16 protein-coding genes are annotated in these 15,248 nt (G+C 61.3%); 11 read left to right on the forward strand and 5 right to left on the reverse strand.

Annotated elements, in window-relative coordinates:
* Positions 1-4: 4 nt before the first annotated feature.
* Entirely contained in the window at positions 5-937 is a 933-nt protein-coding gene (locus tag AC07E3_RS10715; RefSeq protein WP_478361787.1) for a LysR family transcriptional regulator, read from the reverse strand.
* Positions 938-1,038: 101 nt separating this feature from the next.
* On the opposite strand from AC07E3_RS10715, the gene AC07E3_RS10720 reads away from it, so the two are divergent.
* The gene (locus AC07E3_RS10720) at positions 1,039-2,049 is read left to right on the forward strand and encodes a YeiH family protein (RefSeq protein WP_478361789.1); all 1,011 of its coding nucleotides are present in this window, start codon (positions 1,039-1,041) and stop codon (positions 2,047-2,049) included.
* Between the two features lie 7 nt (positions 2,050-2,056).
* On the opposite strand, the gene AC07E3_RS10725 is transcribed toward AC07E3_RS10720, so the two are convergent.
* On the reverse strand, positions 2,057-2,677 hold the full coding sequence (locus tag AC07E3_RS10725) for a thymidine kinase (protein ID WP_478361791.1): 621 nt from the start codon (positions 2,675-2,677) through the stop codon (positions 2,057-2,059).
* Positions 2,678-2,903: 226 nt separating this feature from the next.
* Here AC07E3_RS10725 and AC07E3_RS10730 point away from each other — a divergent pair, with 226 nt between their 5' ends.
* The 7 genes from AC07E3_RS10730 to AC07E3_RS10760 all read left to right on the forward strand — a co-directional run bounded on the left by AC07E3_RS10730 (position 2,904) and on the right by AC07E3_RS10760 (position 9,641).
* Positions 2,904-3,851, forward strand: a complete 948-nt coding sequence (locus AC07E3_RS10730; protein ID WP_478361793.1) for a choline ABC transporter substrate-binding protein — start codon at positions 2,904-2,906, stop codon at positions 3,849-3,851.
* 132 nt (positions 3,852-3,983) lie between these two features.
* Positions 3,984-4,838 carry a choline ABC transporter permease subunit gene (gene choW / locus AC07E3_RS10735; protein WP_223006075.1) on the forward strand — a complete coding sequence of 285 codons (855 nt, stop codon included), beginning with the start codon at positions 3,984-3,986 and terminating at the stop codon, positions 4,836-4,838.
* The gene (gene choV / locus AC07E3_RS10740) at positions 4,835-6,022 is read left to right on the forward strand and encodes a choline ABC transporter ATP-binding protein (protein ID WP_478361795.1); all 1,188 of its coding nucleotides are present in this window, start codon (positions 4,835-4,837) and stop codon (positions 6,020-6,022) included. The genes choW and choV overlap by 4 nt, the downstream gene beginning before the upstream one ends.
* 96 nt (positions 6,023-6,118) lie before the next feature.
* Positions 6,119-6,880 (forward strand): 3-hydroxyacyl-CoA dehydrogenase, encoded by a 762-nt coding sequence (locus AC07E3_RS10745; RefSeq protein WP_478361797.1) that lies wholly within the window; start codon positions 6,119-6,121, stop codon positions 6,878-6,880.
* A 7-nt stretch (positions 6,881-6,887) separates the two neighbouring features.
* Positions 6,888-8,063: a CaiB/BaiF CoA transferase family protein gene (locus AC07E3_RS10750; RefSeq protein ID WP_478361799.1), complete on the forward strand. Its 1,176-nt coding sequence runs from the start codon at positions 6,888-6,890 to the stop codon at positions 8,061-8,063.
* A 7-nt stretch (positions 8,064-8,070) separates the two neighbouring features.
* Positions 8,071-8,841, forward strand: coding sequence for a HugZ family pyridoxamine 5'-phosphate oxidase (locus AC07E3_RS10755; protein ID WP_478361801.1), 771 nt, complete (start codon positions 8,071-8,073; stop codon positions 8,839-8,841).
* On the forward strand, positions 8,838-9,641 hold the full coding sequence (locus AC07E3_RS10760; RefSeq protein WP_065815507.1) for a TrmH family RNA methyltransferase: 804 nt from the start codon (positions 8,838-8,840) through the stop codon (positions 9,639-9,641). The genes AC07E3_RS10755 and AC07E3_RS10760 overlap by 4 nt, the downstream gene beginning before the upstream one ends.
* A gap of 26 nt (positions 9,642-9,667) precedes the next feature.
* Here AC07E3_RS10760 and AC07E3_RS10765 read toward each other — a convergent pair whose 3' ends face one another.
* Together AC07E3_RS10765 and AC07E3_RS10770 are read right to left on the reverse strand one after the other, a co-directional pair.
* A complete protein-coding gene (locus tag AC07E3_RS10765; RefSeq protein WP_336069588.1) occupies positions 9,668-10,813 on the reverse strand; it encodes a coiled-coil domain-containing protein in 1,146 nt (381 codons plus the stop codon).
* A 248-nt stretch (positions 10,814-11,061) separates the two neighbouring features.
* On the reverse strand, positions 11,062-11,652 hold the full coding sequence (locus AC07E3_RS10770; protein ID WP_336069586.1) for a DUF1134 domain-containing protein: 591 nt from the start codon (positions 11,650-11,652) through the stop codon (positions 11,062-11,064).
* 473 nt (positions 11,653-12,125) lie between these two features.
* Here AC07E3_RS10770 and chpT point away from each other — a divergent pair, with 473 nt between their 5' ends.
* Both chpT and AC07E3_RS10780 read left to right on the forward strand, forming a co-directional pair.
* Positions 12,126-12,758 carry a histidine phosphotransferase ChpT gene (chpT, locus tag AC07E3_RS10775; protein WP_065815982.1) on the forward strand — a complete coding sequence of 211 codons (633 nt, stop codon included), beginning with the start codon at positions 12,126-12,128 and terminating at the stop codon, positions 12,756-12,758.
* 102 nt (positions 12,759-12,860) lie between these two features.
* Positions 12,861-13,229 (forward strand): response regulator, encoded by a 369-nt coding sequence (locus AC07E3_RS10780; RefSeq protein ID WP_065815510.1) that lies wholly within the window; start codon positions 12,861-12,863, stop codon positions 13,227-13,229.
* A gap of 208 nt (positions 13,230-13,437) precedes the next feature.
* Here AC07E3_RS10780 and ctrA read toward each other — a convergent pair whose 3' ends face one another.
* Positions 13,438-14,133 (reverse strand): response regulator transcription factor CtrA, encoded by a 696-nt coding sequence (gene ctrA, locus AC07E3_RS10785; RefSeq protein ID WP_007009633.1) that lies wholly within the window; start codon positions 14,131-14,133, stop codon positions 13,438-13,440.
* Positions 14,134-14,576: 443 nt separating this feature from the next.
* Between ctrA and AC07E3_RS10790 the strand changes: the two genes are divergently transcribed.
* Positions 14,577-14,951 (forward strand): flagellar export protein FliJ, encoded by a 375-nt coding sequence (locus AC07E3_RS10790; RefSeq protein WP_065815511.1) that lies wholly within the window; start codon positions 14,577-14,579, stop codon positions 14,949-14,951.
* Positions 14,952-15,248 lie beyond the last annotated feature (297 nt).

The following is a 15,248-nucleotide window of genomic DNA, read 5'->3' on the forward strand; positions in this document are numbered from 1 at the left end:
AAGGTCAGGGTTGCGGAAATATATGTGGGTCGATTGACGATTGAAAGACGTTACCGGCCTCGACGCACAATTCCTCAAGCGCAGTGGCCGCCCCACTCTGGCGTCGCTCCCTGTGGCGAAGCAGGCTGAAATCGCGTGCACCAAGATCGATATTCGCCACTTTAAGGAGGCCACGCTCCACGAGCGGTCCGGCAGCCGACATGGAGATGGCCGCAGCACAATCACTCTCGCGCACAGCGGAAAGCACTGCCTCATTGGAGGGAAACTCCATGACGAGATTGAGCCCGGCTGGGTCGACGCCCATCTCGGTCAGCGTGCTCTCAAAGGCGGTGCGTGTGCCGGATCCCTCCTCACGCATAATCCACGCCGCTCCCGAGATGAGGTCTTGCGGTGTAAGAGGCGCCCCCTCGGCCCACGGATGCGTGGGCGCAACCACGACTGCCATGACGTCCCGATCCACCCGGCGCACGGTGAGCGCCGGTTCATCCACCCTTCCCTCGACCAGCCCGACCTCGGCCACGCCTTCAAGCATTGCGTCTGCCACCATGCGGGTGTTGCCCACAGTGAGTTTCAACGAGATGCCGGGGTAGAGCTTGTGAAAGCGCATCAGAACCGGCGGCAGCCAATAGCTGGCAACCGTCTGGCTGGCGTGAACGTTGAGCGTGCCACGGCGAAGCCCGCCGAGCTCGGAGAGCATGGTTTCCGCCGAGCGTACCCGCGCGAGCGTTGCCTGCGCCTCACTCAGAAAAACCCTGCCGACACGGGTCAGCTCGATGCGGCGGCCAACGCGGTGAAAGAGTTCCACGCCGTAATAGCTCTCAAGCGCCTTGATGGAGGCACTGACGGCGGAGGGCGTGCGCCCCACAGCACTTGCTGCCTGGGTCAGGTGCTCCCGCTCGGCGACGGCAACGAAGATCAGCAATTGTTCAAAGGTCATGACATCATTCGATTTTCACGAACGATATATGACAAACTATTCGATAGAAGTCGATAAAGCACCATGCGACCAAGATTGGGTCATCGCATCAGGTCGCCTTCATGTCCGCACTTCGCCACCCGCTCCATCTTGTCCCCGGCATTGTTTTGTCCGTTCTCGTCGCAGCAGCCGCGCTGGCGGCAGCGTGGGCAGAACAGGTGTTTCTCGGCGAGGCGTGGCTTGAGGGACTGGTGCTTGCCATCCTCTTCGGCGCAGCCATAAGCTCCGCCGCCCGGTTAAGCCCCGCGCTTCGCCCCGGCATCGATTTTTGCGCCAAAGCCGTGCTGGAAGTGGCTATCGTTTTGCTTGGCGCCTCGATCAGCCTTGGCGCGCTCGGCGATGCAGGTTTCGGACTGGTCGGCGGCATTGTCGGCGTGGTCGTTCTGTCACTGCTTGCAGGCTATGCGATCAGCCGCGCGCTCGGCCTCTCGCGTGGACTGGCAACGCTGGTCGCCTGCGGCAACTCCATCTGCGGCAATTCGGCCATTGCAGCCGCGGCACCCGTGATCCGCGCCGAAGCTTCGGAAGTGGCCGCCTCCCTCTCCTTCACGGCATTCCTGAGCATTCTTGTCGTGCTGCTTCTGCCCGTCATTTATGCGGCCATCGGCATGAGCCCGGTCCAGTCGGGCGTTCTCGCCGGCCTCACGGTCTATGCGGTGCCGCAGGTGCTGGCTGCCGCCGCCCCTGCCGGCCCGATCGGCATTCAGGTGGGCACGCTGGTCAAACTGGTTCGTGTGCTGATGCTCGGCCCGGTGATCTTTCTTCTGGGGCTGACCCATGGGCGTAGGACCGGCGTCAAGCTTGGTTTCTTTGAGATGGTGCCCTGGTTCATCATCGGTTTTCTGGCCATGACGGGGCTGCGCTCGGCAGACCTCATACCGGCTCCGGCACTTCCAGTCATGCATGAAACGTCGGGGCTTCTGACGATCGTCGCCATGGCGGCACTCGGCCTGACGGTCGATATAAGAAGCGTGATGAAGAGCGGCGGGCGCGTGATCGTCGCAGCCCTTCTGTCGCTGACCGCTCTGGGTGTGGCGAGCTATGCGCTGATCCGTTTTCTCGGTGTCGCCTGAAGGGGCGCTACTCGGCAGCGCTGCCGACAAAACCCACGAGATCCTCCGCCTTCCAGCGGCCCATCTCTTCTTCCCAGTGCTTTCGGCAAAGCGAAACGTAGACATCCTTGCCGATGGCGACCTGTGCGCCCTTCTTGGCAACCTTGCCGTCCGGCCCCAGCCGCACCACCATCGTGGCCTTGCGGCCACAGCGGCAGATCGTGCGCACCTCGCGCAGTTCATCCGCCAGCGCCAGGAGTGCCTGCGAACCGGTAAAGAGATTGCCCTGAAAATCGGTCCTCAGCCCGTAGCACATGACCGGGATGCCCAGCCTGTCTGCCACGCGGGCAAGCTGCCAGACCTGTTCTTCTTCCAGAAACTGCGCCTCGTCGACAAAAACGCAGTGCACTTTCGTGTGGTCGTGGTGCTCGGCGATGCGCGCGAAAAGGTCGTCGCCGTCGCGGAACATCTCCGCATCGCTGTCGAGGCCGATGCGCGAGGAAATGTAGCCGCCATCTTCCTTGCGGTAGTGACCCGCGACGAACAGCATCGTGTTCATCCCGCGCTCGCGGTAATTGTAGGATGCCTGCAGGAGCATGGTCGACTTGCCGGCATTCATGGTCGCGTAGTGGAAGTAGAGCTTTGCCATCGCGCTGCCTGTATTGTTCGCGCTCTTAAACACCACATCGGCCGGCCAGAAAACGCCCGATTGTTTTCTTCCACCAGAATACCGTCGCATACGGCACGTTGCATGGCGCAAACAGACACCTCTTTGTGCTTGCAGCGACCCTGAATTGGTGCTTGCCTTTGAAATAATGCGCAAAGCCGGTTAAGACCCGCGCTCTGCCGAACAACAACCACAGAGGAGAGCCGTCATGTTATCCAGCCGAAAAGCGACCCTGATCCTCGGGCTTGCTGCAAGCCTGGCATCGGGCACCGCCTTCGCCGCCGACCCGGATTCCTGCAAAGCCATCACCTTCTCCGACGTCGGCTGGACCGACATCACGGCCACGACGGCGACCGCATCGGTGGTGCTTGAAGGCCTCGGTTACGAGCCCGAGACGCAGGTTCTTTCCGTGCCGGTCACCTATGCCTCGCTCAAGAACGACGATGTGGACGTCTTCCTCGGCAACTGGATGCCTACCATGGAGGCCGATATCGCCCCCTACCGCGAGGATGGCACGGTGGAAACCGTGGTCACCAATCTGGAAGGCGCGAAATACACGCTGGCCGTTCCGCAATATACCTATGATGCCGGCCTGAAGAGCTTTGCCGATATCGCCAAGTTTGCCGACGAGCTGGACGGCAAGATCTACGGCATCGAGCCCGGCAATGACGGCAACCGTCTAATCCTCGACATGATCGAGAACGACACGTTCGGCCTCAAGGATTTCGAAGTGGTGGAAAGCTCGGAAGCCGGCATGCTCTCGCAGGTGCGCCGCGCCGTGGGATCGAAGGAGCACGTGGTGTTCCTCGGCTGGGAACCGCACCCGATGAACGCCAATATCGAGATGGCCTATCTTGAAGGCGGTGACGATGTGTTCGGCCCGAACTATGGCGGGGCGACGGTTCACACCAACACCCGCGCGGGCCTTTCCGAAGAATGCCCCAACCTCGGCAAGCTGTTGAAGAACTTGGTCTTCTCGCTCCAGATGGAGAACGAGATCATGGGCAAGATTCTTGACGACGGTGCCGAACCGCAAAAGGCCGCTGAAGAATGGCTCAAGGCCAATCCGGACGCGCTCGGCCCGTGGCTCGAAGGCGTGACGACGTTCGGCGGCGATGCCGGCCTCGACGCCGTGAAAGCGCATCTGGGCATGTAAACGACAGGACGGTGCGACGCGCCGGCCAAGACGTTTCGCACCGCTCCCCTCCGGCCGGCAAGCCGGGCAGCCGCCAAATGAATGGCGAGCACAACATAAGAAGAAATCCGAAGAAAGGAACCATTCGGGCTCATGGACCCTCTTTCAGAATGGATCGCTGACTGGAAAATTCCCATCGGCCGGTGGGGCCGAGATTTTTTTGATTTCCTGACCACCAATTTCGCCTGGCTGTTCGATACGCTGGCAGACATTCTGGCCGATGTGCTGGACGGTCTGGTGGACATTCTCCTCGCCATTCCACCCACCATTCTGGTGCTGACCATTGCAGCGCTCGCCTATGCGCTGCAGCGCTCCTGGAAGCTCGCAATCGGCGTCGCTGTCGGCCTTCTCTTCATCATCAATCAGGGTTTATGGGAAGAAACCGTGGAGACGCTGGTGCTTGTCGTGGCGGCAGCGGCTGTCTCCATGGCGATCGGCGTACCTGTGGGCATCTGGGCGGCGCACAATGCGCGTGTCTACAAGGTGCTGCGCCCGATACTCGATCTGATGCAGACGCTGCCCACCTTCGTTTATCTGATCCCGGTTCTCATCCTGTTCGGTCTCGGTGCCGCCCCCGGTCTGATCGTGACAGTCATTTTCGCATCGCCAGCACCGATCCGGCTCACCTATCTTGGCATCACCTCCGTTCCCCAGCCCATGCTGGAGGCCGGCCAGGCTTTCGGCGCCACCAAACGGCAGCTCCTGTGGAAGGTGGAACTGCCCGCCGCCCTGCCCTCCATCATGGCCGGGCTGACGCAGTGCATCATGCTGTCGCTCTCCATGGTCGTTATCGCCGCACTGATCGGCGCCGACGGGCTCGGCAAGCCGGTGGTGCGTGCGCTCAACTCGGTCAACATCCCGCTCGGGCTTGAAGCCGGCCTCGCCATCGTCGTGCTGGCGATCATTCTCGACCGCATCGCGCGCATCGAGCGGGGGAGCGACAAATGAGCGTGGCCATCGATTTTCAGAAGGTCGACATCCTGTTCGGCGACGAACGGCAGAAGGCGGATGCGCTGCCGCTTGTGGATGCCGGCAAAAACCGCGAGGAAATCCTTGCCGAAACAGGAGCAGTGCTAGGCTGCGCCAACTGCGATCTGACCGTGGAGCGTGGCGAGATTTCCGTATTGATGGGACTTTCGGGCTCCGGAAAATCCACATTGTTGCGCGCGGTGAATCGGCTCAACACCGTGGCCCGCGGCAATGTCGTCGTCCATGACGGTGACTGGCAGGCCGACGTGGTGAACTGCTCCCAGGCCGAGTTACGCAAGATCCGCCGCGAATGCGTGGCGATGGTCTTTCAGCAGTTCGCCCTCCTGCCCTGGCGCACCGTGGCGGAGAATGTCGGCTTCGGGCTGGAGCTCGCCGGCGTGCCTGCAGGGGAGCGCAAGGAACGCGTGATGGCGCAACTCGAGCTGGTGCATCTGACCGACTGGGCCGACAAATATGCCCATGAGCTTTCCGGCGGAATGCAGCAGCGTGTGGGCCTGGCGCGCGCCTTTGCCACGGAAGCGCCAATCCTGCTGATGGACGAGCCGTTCTCCGCGCTCGATCCGCTCATCCGCACCAAATTGCAGGATGAGCTGCTCGAACTTCAGGAACGTCTGAAGAAAACCATCCTGTTCGTGAGCCACGATCTGGAGGAAGCGCTCAAGATCGGCAACCGCATCTCCATCATGGAAGGCGGGCGGATCGTGCAGACAGGCACGCCGGAAGACATCGTGCTGGCGCCGGAGAACGACTATGTGCGGGACTTCATTTCCAATGTGAACCCGCTCTCGGTGCTGACGGCCTGGAACGTGATGCGTGACGTGCGCGACCTGGAAGCGGCCGGCGAAGGCTGGCTCTGGCTAGACCGGCGACAGACAACGCGTTTCAGGTTCGACGAAAACATGCTGGTGGTCGATGCCGAACGCAACGGCAGGCCGGCCATCTGGGTCTCGTGCGACAACCTCGAGGACCTGCCTGAAGACCGGCCAAAGGTCTTCTGGGCAACGGCGGGCACGCCGCTGCGCACGGTGATGCGCGCCATGCAGCAGTCCCAGACAGCGCCGGTCGCGCTGTTCGACGAAGCGTCACGTTTCGTCGGCGCCATCGGCATCCGCGACGTGCTCGGCGCCATCATCCGGCGTTGAACCTGTCCCGCGCACAGCGGCGTTGCACAGGAGACACCTTTTCCAGACCGGCCTCCCTCGCTACTGTCCTCAGGAGACAATGAGGGAGGCAATCACATGAATCCATCCGGCATCGTTGCACTCGTCACGGGCGGCGGCTCGGGGCTTGGTGAGGCAACCGCGCGGGCACTGGCTGCCAAAGGGGCGAAAATCGCCATCGCCGATGTCGGCATGGACAGGGCCGGGATGGTGGCCAGTGACATTGACGGCATTGCCGTCAAGTGTGACGTCACAAGCGAGGATGACGCCAAAGCGGCAGTCAGGGAAGCCACGGAAAAGATTGGCGCGCCCCGCATTCTCGTCAACTGCGCCGGCATTGCCATTGCGATGAAGACCGTCGGCAAGGATGGCCCGCACCCGCTCGATCTTTATCGCAGGGTGATCGAGATCAATCTCTTCGGCACGTTCAACATGATCCGGCTGTTTGCAGCCGCCACGCAGGAACTGGAGCCGCTTGACGGTGGAGAGCGTGGCGTCATCGTCAACACGGCCTCGGTTGCCGCCTTCGACGGGCAGATCGGCCAGGTCGCCTACTCCGCCTCCAAGGGCGGCGTGGTGGGCATGACACTGCCCATAGCGCGCGACCTTTCGCGCTCGGGTATTCGCGTGTGCACCATAGCGCCGGGCATCTTCAAGACGCCGATGATGGCCGGCCTGCCGGAGGACGCACAGGCCTCGCTCGGCCAGCAGGTGCCCTTCCCGCCACGCCTCGGCGAGCCTTCTGAATACGCAGCGCTTGCCTGCCACATTGTTGAAAACCAGATGCTGAACGGCGAAACGATCCGCCTCGACGGCGCGATCCGCATGGCCCCGAAATAGGCCAGACATGGGCCCAGACACAGGCGATGACCGAAAAGGCCCGCTCGCGGGCTTCACCGTCATAGAGATGGCGGGGCTGGGGCCCGTTCCGCTGGCCGGGCTCATGCTTGCCGAAATGGGCGCGGCGGTTCTGCGCATCGAGCGCAGGGATGCCAGGCGCGACTTTCTCAAAGTCCCGCCAAAATACGATCTCGACCGCCATGGCCGGAAAATCCTGAAGCTCGACCTGAAACACCCGGCCGGGCGGGAACTGCTCATGCGCATGATCCAGCAGACAGATGTGTTGATGGAGGGGTTTCGCCCAGGTGTGATGGAACGTCTGGGCGCGGGACCCGATGCAGCCCTTGGCGCCAACCCCGGCCTCGTCTACGCCCGGATGACGGGGTTCGGGCAGAACGGTCCGCTGGCGCAGCGCGCCGGCCACGACCTGACCTATCTCGCTTATTCCGGCGTGCTCTCCATGATCGGGCGCAAGGATGAACGCCCGGTTCCGCCACTCAATCTCGTGGGCGACTATGGCGGGGGAACAATGTTTCTCATCGCCGGCATTCTGGCAGCGCTTCTGGAGAGAACCCGGTCAGGCAAAGGACAGATCGTCGATGCGGCGATGATCGACGGCGCCTCGATGCTGGCCGCACCCTTTTTCGGTTTTATGGCAACGGGTTTCTGGCGGCAGGAACGCGGCACCAACCTGCTCGACGGTGGCGCGCCGTTCTACGACACCTATGAAACGGCAGACGGTCGGCATGTGGCAGTCGCCTGCCTCGAGCCGCAGTTCTTTGCCGCATTCGCACGTCTTCTGCCGCTCGAGACCGAGCTGGCCGCCGCACAATACGATCAGGCACGCTGGCCGGACATGCGCGCGGCAATCGCCCGGCGCTTCGGCGCGCAGGATCGTGCATTCTGGATCGACCGCTTTGAAAACTCGGACGCCTGTGTCGCACCGGTCCTCACACCCGGGGAGGCTGCTGCTCATCCGCACAGCCGCGCCCGCCACGCCCATGCGGAAAAACACGGGTTTACGCGCCCCGCCCCCGCTCCCCGCTTCTCCCGCACACCGGGCGAAACGGCAGCGCCCGCCGGCGCGGCGGCGTCACTTGCCCCGTTTGGGATCAGCGGAGAAGAACAACAGAGACTTGCAGCCGAAGGCATCATAGGCGAAGGAGACGCTTCAACGGATTGAGGCAGCGATGAGCGCAGAAAAACAGAAAGACGTCATTCTCGAGACCGATGCCGATGCCATTCGCCTCGCAAAGACGCTGTTGCGGACCGCACGCTTTGGCGCACTGGCAACCATTGACCCGGAGGACGGCGCGCCCTTTGCCACCCGCGTCGCCACCGCGACCGATCTCGACGGGACGCCGCTCATTCTCGTTTCCGGCCTTTCCGCACACACGAAGGGCCTTGATACCGACCCGCGCTGCTCGCTCATGATCGGCGAGCCCGGCAAGGGCGACCCGCTGGCGCATCCGCGCCTTTCTATCAAGGCCGTCGCCTCCCGGCTGGAACGCGGGAGCGAGGTCCATGAGCGTGTCAGGCGCCGCTATCTCGCCCGCCACCCCAAGGCAAAACTCTATGTCGATTTTCCCGATTTCATCATCTTCCGGCTGGAGTTGCAGGGCGCACTTCTGAATGGCGGGTTCGCCCGTGCCTACAGGCTCACCGGCAACGATCTTCTGACCGGCAGCGCCGCACTTGAAGGGCTTGCGGAGGCGGAGGCCGGCGCCATCGCGCATATGAACAGCGATCACGCGGACGCGGTCGAAAACTATGCCCGCCATTTTGCCCGCGCACCCGCCGGCAAATGGCGACTGACCGGCATCGACCCCGAAGGGCTGGACCTCGCGCTTGGCGACGAAACGCTGCGCATCTTTTTCGCTGCTCCGCTGAGCGACGCGACCCAGATGCGTCCCACCCTTGTCGCCATGGCGAAGGAAGCACGCGCAGGACTTGCCGCGTGAAACGGGAATTCCTTCCCATCGAGAGCGCCGACGATCCACGCATCGCCGCCTATCGGAACATCCGCGAACGCGACCTCGTGGGCCGGCAGGGGCGGTTCGTGGCCGAAGGCCGCGTGGTGCTGAACGTGCTTTTCTCCACGAGCCGGTTCGAGGCAGAAAGCGTGTTTTTGCGCGAAAACCGCGTTTCGGGGCTCGGCGACCTGATCGAACGTATTCCCCGGAACGTTCCCGTCTACACCGCCAGCGCCGCGGTCATGGACGAAATCGCCGGGTTTGAGATCCATCGCGGCATCCTCGCCATCGGTCGCAAGCCGGAAACCAGCGGCGAAGCGCTTCTCGACACGCTGCCGGACGAAGCGCTCGTCGTCGCGCTCTCCGGCATCTCCAACCACGACAATGTCGGATCGATCTTCCGCAACGCCGCTTCATTCGGAGCCGCCGCCGTTCTTCTGACCGACGATTGCTGCGATCCGCTCTATCGCAAGGCGATCCGCGTCTCGGTGGGCGCGACGCTCAAAGTGCCCTTCGCCCGATTCAGCGACACGGCGGCGCTTGCGGCGGCGCTGCAGGACCGGGGCTATCCCATTCTGGCCCTGAGCCCGCGCGGGGAAATCGACATCGCCGACGTCAGGCGCAGTCCACGCCACGCACTTCTGCTCGGTAGCGAGGGACACGGCCTCTCCGACGAAGACATGACGCGGCTTCCAACCGCGCGCATCGCCATGGCTCCCGATTTCGACAGTCTCAACGTGGCAGCGGCCTCCGCCATCGCTCTGCACAGGCTCTGGCGCAGAGGCTGATGGCCCGCGCGCTCAGGCCCGCGTTCTTAGGAACGATCGCGCAGGGCCCGCACTCTTTCGGCAAGGCTGAGGGGTCGCCCCTCGCCGGCTGCCTCATCCTGTTTCAGAAGGTCGGCAATGGGTGTGTCCCCGCCTTCAAGCGCGGCTGTGAGACTGACCACCTCGGCAGCAAGGTTGTGGATCTGCTCGCGCAAGGCATCGTCCGACTGCCCCGCGGCCTGAGCCCTTGCGGGAGCGGCCTTGCCGTTTCTCTTTTTCTCGGACAGTTCGCCGCGAAGCTTCTTGTTTTCCTGAAGCAGTCTGGAAATGCGTGTCTTGAGCTTGTCCTGTTCGGCCTCCGAGGGCTTTGCAGGCGCCGCCGTCCGACCACCGGCATCAGCCAGAAGCGTGCGCAGTTGCAGGGATTTGTCGGCAAGCTCGCGGGAGAGCCGGTCGCTTTCCGCCTCGGCCTCCATCAACCGGCGCGCGGCCTGATCAGAAAGGCTGGCCTCGCTTGCCGCATTCATTTCCTTGCGCAAACGGGCAATCTCGGCCTCACGGCGCTCCAGCTTTTCCTCGTTTTCGTAAAGCGCCCTCATCTGGCTCTCCAATTTTTTCTGAAGATCCGCATTGCGCTTCTCCGCCACCTTCAGACCGGCCTCCGCCTCCTTGCGCGCTGCCTCGGCATCGCGGCCCGCACGAATGGCATCCTTGCGATCGCGGCGAAGCTCGGCCAGATCATCCTCGACCTTGCGCAGTTCCGTTTCGCGGGCGACCATTTCAATCTGCCGGCTGCTCGCGAGCAGGCGTTCTTCCTCGTAACGATCATTGAGCTCCATCAGCGCCGTGCCGCGGACCTCCAGCTCGGAGAGCGCTTCATCGAGTTTCGCTTCCAACGTGGAAATGATCGCGGCGTTTTCCGTCAGCGCAGCGCGCTGTTCTTCCGTTTCGTCCCGCAGATCGGCGATCACCCTGTCCTGCGCGTCACGCTCTTCGGCAAGCTGCCGCGCCTCATCGCTCAGACGCGCAAGCTCGACCAGTTGCGACGAAGTCTTTCGGTTGAGGTTCTCGATGTTCATTTCAAGCCGGCGGGCCGCCATTGCATGGCTGGCACGCAGCCGGTCCTTCTCTGCCTCAAGCTCGTTGGCAGAAAGCGGCAGGCTGGCTTCGATGCGCTTTGTGGTGAGCCTCACTGCCCTGCGCCACACAAGCGGCGCAAGCAAAAGAGCGAGAAACCCCGCAGTGAAAAAGCCCAGTAAAATGAGCAAAATCGTCGTGATCACCGCATGAAACCCATATCTTCAGCGAAGCCCTGCATCTGCAGTTGTCACCTCATTGGGTCACGCAAAACGACACGCAGGTCAAGCTGATACGCTCGTGAAGCGGTTTCGCCCTTCGTAGCGGCGCGGGATTATTCAACGCGCCGCCATTCGAAACCACGTCAGAATGGGTTCCAGGTCGGCTTCGGGGTCATCTTCAGATACCCCAGATTGACGCCGAGCCGCGCACCGACGCCGGTGCGGATCGGAACCAGGATCATGTTGTCATTGGTGAGCGCGTTGAAGCCAAGGCCGGCCACCAGATAGGCAGAGCCGGCAACACCGCCGAAACGACGGTAAAGATCGTTCACCGAATTGAGGTTGTAGACGAGGATCATGACCCGTGATCCCTGGCCGCCATAATCCCAGCCAATCGAAGGCCCCTGCCAGAACACCTTATGATCACCGGCGTTCTTTGTGTAGAGCATGCCCTCGCCATAGGTCAGGCCACCGATGAACGCGCCAGAGCCTTCTTCGCCAAGAACATATCCGTTCGGCAAACCGTATTGAGAGAAGACCTTCTCGACCAGGGTCGCCAGACCGCCTGTGGTCGCGCCGAAGAAGCCGTGCCCGGCATCGACGATTTCCTGCGCCGTATAGCCGTTATTGGCCCGTGCCGTGTTGGTGGTCAGGGAAATGGCGCCAAGGCCGACCGCGAAAACCACCAGCACGGCCTGGATGAACCGCGTCCAGTCAAAAAGCCTTGCAGGCATTGTTCATTCTCCATCCATGAGTGGCTGTCTTGGACCGCCCACCGTTACCCCGCGCTGAGCCACGATTGCTTCAAAATAGGCCGCGAATCTTTTCCAACTGTTAACCTCAAGCTGAAACATGGCCGACAGATGGCCTGCAGCGCGGAAAGCCCGACTGCACAAGACGCCATTTCCGGCCAAACTGTTGCCGGTTTTCGCCCGCCTGTGTAACCAGAAGCAGCGCGTTCCACGATCTGATTCGGCCCGATCTGTTTCGGTTGGAGACTGGAACCTGTTCGAAGTCAGGACCATTGGAGAATCGGACCGAAAAGTGGGATCCGGTTTTCGGATTATTCCGATGCTCCATCAATCGTTTGGATCGTCCTTTGTGCGTCCGGTCGGACGCACGGCGGTCTAGAGCAAGGACCGGCCGGCACCGCGGCATCAGCAGGCGGCGATGGCCCGATGCAACAACGTCTGGAGGACAGATGCCCATGTCCGAACTTTTCTCGTTGAGCGCGACCGATCTCGCCGCTCTTCTGTGCAGCCGCGTTTGTCACGACATCATCTCGCCGGTGGGTGCCATCAACAATGGCCTTGAACTGCTGGACGAGGGCGGCGCCGACGAAGACGCCATGGCACTGATCCGCGCCAGCGCGGTAAACGCCTCGGCACGGCTGCAGTTTGCGCGCATCGCCTTCGGCGCGGCCGGATCGGCCGGCATGCAGATAGACACTGGCGACGCGCAATCGGTGGCAACGGCTTTCATCTCCAACGAAAAGCCTGACCTCGAGTGGCACGGCGCCCGCGCGCTTTTGCCCAAAAACCAGGTAAAGCTTCTGCTGAACCTGCTGCTTGTTGCCAATTCCGCCATTCCGCGTGGGGGCAAACTGCGTGTTTACCTGGAAGATCTGGATAGCGCTCCGGCTTTCAGGATCGCTGCGGAAGGCCCGATGCTTCGCGTGCCACCGAAGTTTCTGGAGCTTCACTCGGGGAACAAGCCCGAAGAGCCGATCGACGCCCACAGTGTCCAGTTTTACTACACGCTGCTTCTGGCCCGCGAGACCGGCATGACCGTCAATATTCGTGCAACGGCCGAAGAAATCATCCTGTCGGCGAGAAAATAGACTTTTAACCATAAGTCTTTGCGGCGGCTTTACCAGCGTTGTTTCATAGTCTCCCCTGTCTGCTGTCAGCGGCAGACTGCATTGCGTGAAAGGGTGTGGAAAATGGCTCGCTGCCTGATCGTCGACGATTCGAGCGTCATCCGGAAGGTCGCCAAACGGATCCTGACCAGTGCTGAGATGATGGTCACGGAGGCCGCCAATGGACAGGAGGCGCTCGATCTCTCTGCCCATGACATGGCCGACATCATCATTGTCGACAGTTCGCTGCCGGACATGGATTCAAGCGACCTTGTGCGCGGACTGATGGCGCTTCCCGCCGAATTCAAACCGCATGTGCTGCTGTGCCTGGCCGAACTCGACCTCGGCGCGATCATGCGAGCCAAACGCGCCGGTGCGCAGGGCTATATGCTAAAACCCTTCACCCGCGCCCAGTTGCTCGAGCAGTTCCGCGAGTTTCAAACGGCAGCTTAGGGCATTTTGCAGTCAGGTGGAATCACCTGACGTCAGCACAAATGCAGGAAATCAGACAGATAGAGTGGAGCCGCGTTTCCATGAAACGGTGAACCGCTCTAGAGTCAGGCCCCTAGGCCCTTTGCCGAACGGACATCACGTTAAAAATGCAAAAAACCCGGCCTCGCGGCCGGGTTTGCGCGTTCTTGAAGGGGATGCAGGAGCAGAATCAGGCGCTTTCGCGGATTTCCTCGGGCTCGCGCAGCACGTAACCGCGCCCCCACACCGTTTCGATGAAGTTCTGACCGCCGGACGCCGCATCCAGTTTTTTGCGGAGCTTGCAGATAAACACGTCGATGATCTTCAGCTCCGGCTCATCCATGCCACCATAAAGGTGGTTTAGGAACATTTCCTTGGTGAGCGTCGTTCCCTTGCGGAGCGAAAGAAGCTCCAGCATCTGGTATTCCTTGCCGGTCAGGTGAACACGCTGACCACCAACCTCGACCGTCTTGGCGTCGAGATTGACAATGAGATCGCCTGTCGTGATGACCGACTGGGCATGCCCCTTGGAACGGCGCACGATGGCGTGAATGCGCGCCACCAGCTCGTCCTTGTGGAACGGCTTGGTCATGTAATCGTCTGCACCGAAGCCCAGGCCGCGCACCTTGTCCTCGATACCGGCCATGCCGGAGAGAATAAGGATCGGCGTCTTCACCTTCGAAAGGCGCAGTGTCCGCAGAACCTCATAACCCGACATGTCCGGCAGGTTGAGATCGAGCAGAATGATATCGTAGTCGTAGAGCTTACCGAGATCGACGCCCTCTTCTCCGAGGTCCGTCGTATAGACATTGAAGCTCTCGGACTTGAGCATCAGTTCGATGCTCTGTGCCGTGGCACTGTCGTCTTCAATCAGCAAAACGCGCATCTTTATCCCCTTTTCGCCGCCGACCCGGCCTGGCAGGCACCCGGCACCGAAGCAATGATTGCCTGAATCGGAGGCTGCCAGTTAATGGTTAACAAAATCTAATTCGGTCTGGCAAGCGCCAGATTCCCTTTTCAGCTTTCGAAGGCACCGCATTGATTCCAATGGTCAAATATCCGCTCTTAAACAGATCGAATCACATTAGCAATTTCAGCTAACCGACTCTCCCAGCAATCAAATTACGGCTTTCTGACGCATAATCTTTACCGTGCCTTAAGCCATCGTCCTTATGATTAACAATGCCCGTAAACGAATGGTTACCGAAGGGGTCAAATCTTAGGAATTTGTTTCCTAAGTGCGCTTACCATGGGATGACTGACCCGGCGTAAACGGGACGGACAGCCGCCGAGGGGCGCTGGTGTGTGCGTATTGTGGGAGTATCGAGTATGAAGCCGCGTGAAAACCTCGTTCGACTGAAGCAGTTTCAGGTTAATGAGAAGCGCCGCCGCATGGCACAGCTGGATTCGATGATTGCCGAGTTCGACCGCATGGCCGCGGAACTCGATGCACAGATTACGTCCGAGGAAACGAAGGCCGGCATCACCGACCTCAACCACTTTGCCTATCCGACTTTCGCCAAGGCCGCGCGACTGCGCCGTGACAACCTGCGCACATCGCAGGCCGAGCTGATCGAACAGCGCAAATCCGCCGAAGCAGAACTTACCGAGGCCGAAGCCGAACTTGCCAAGGCCGAGGCACTGGAGAATCGTGACGGACGCGGACGGCCGGACGCAGCAGCATCGCGTGCAATGACCGGCTGATCGCCCTTCCCCGCAGCCACATCACATCGAGGAACCGGGTTCAACGGCAGGGTCTCCCTGTCGTTTTTCGTTGTGCCCGCTCAAAAACGGATAAAAACGGAGCCGTGCACCGACGCCCCGGCTTCAAGGTTCTTCAAGCGCGGGCCACATTGCCGACGCTGCATTGGCGGAAAAGAAAAAGGCCGGCGCATGGCGCCGGCCCCAGACTGCTGACAAACCCCTGGCATTTGCCGGGGGTTTTTGATTCACTGGGTCATGTTGAAGACACCGGCCCCCGAACAGACAGCGCTCGAGATG

The sequence above is a fragment of the Nitratireductor lacus genome (assembly GCF_056431025.1).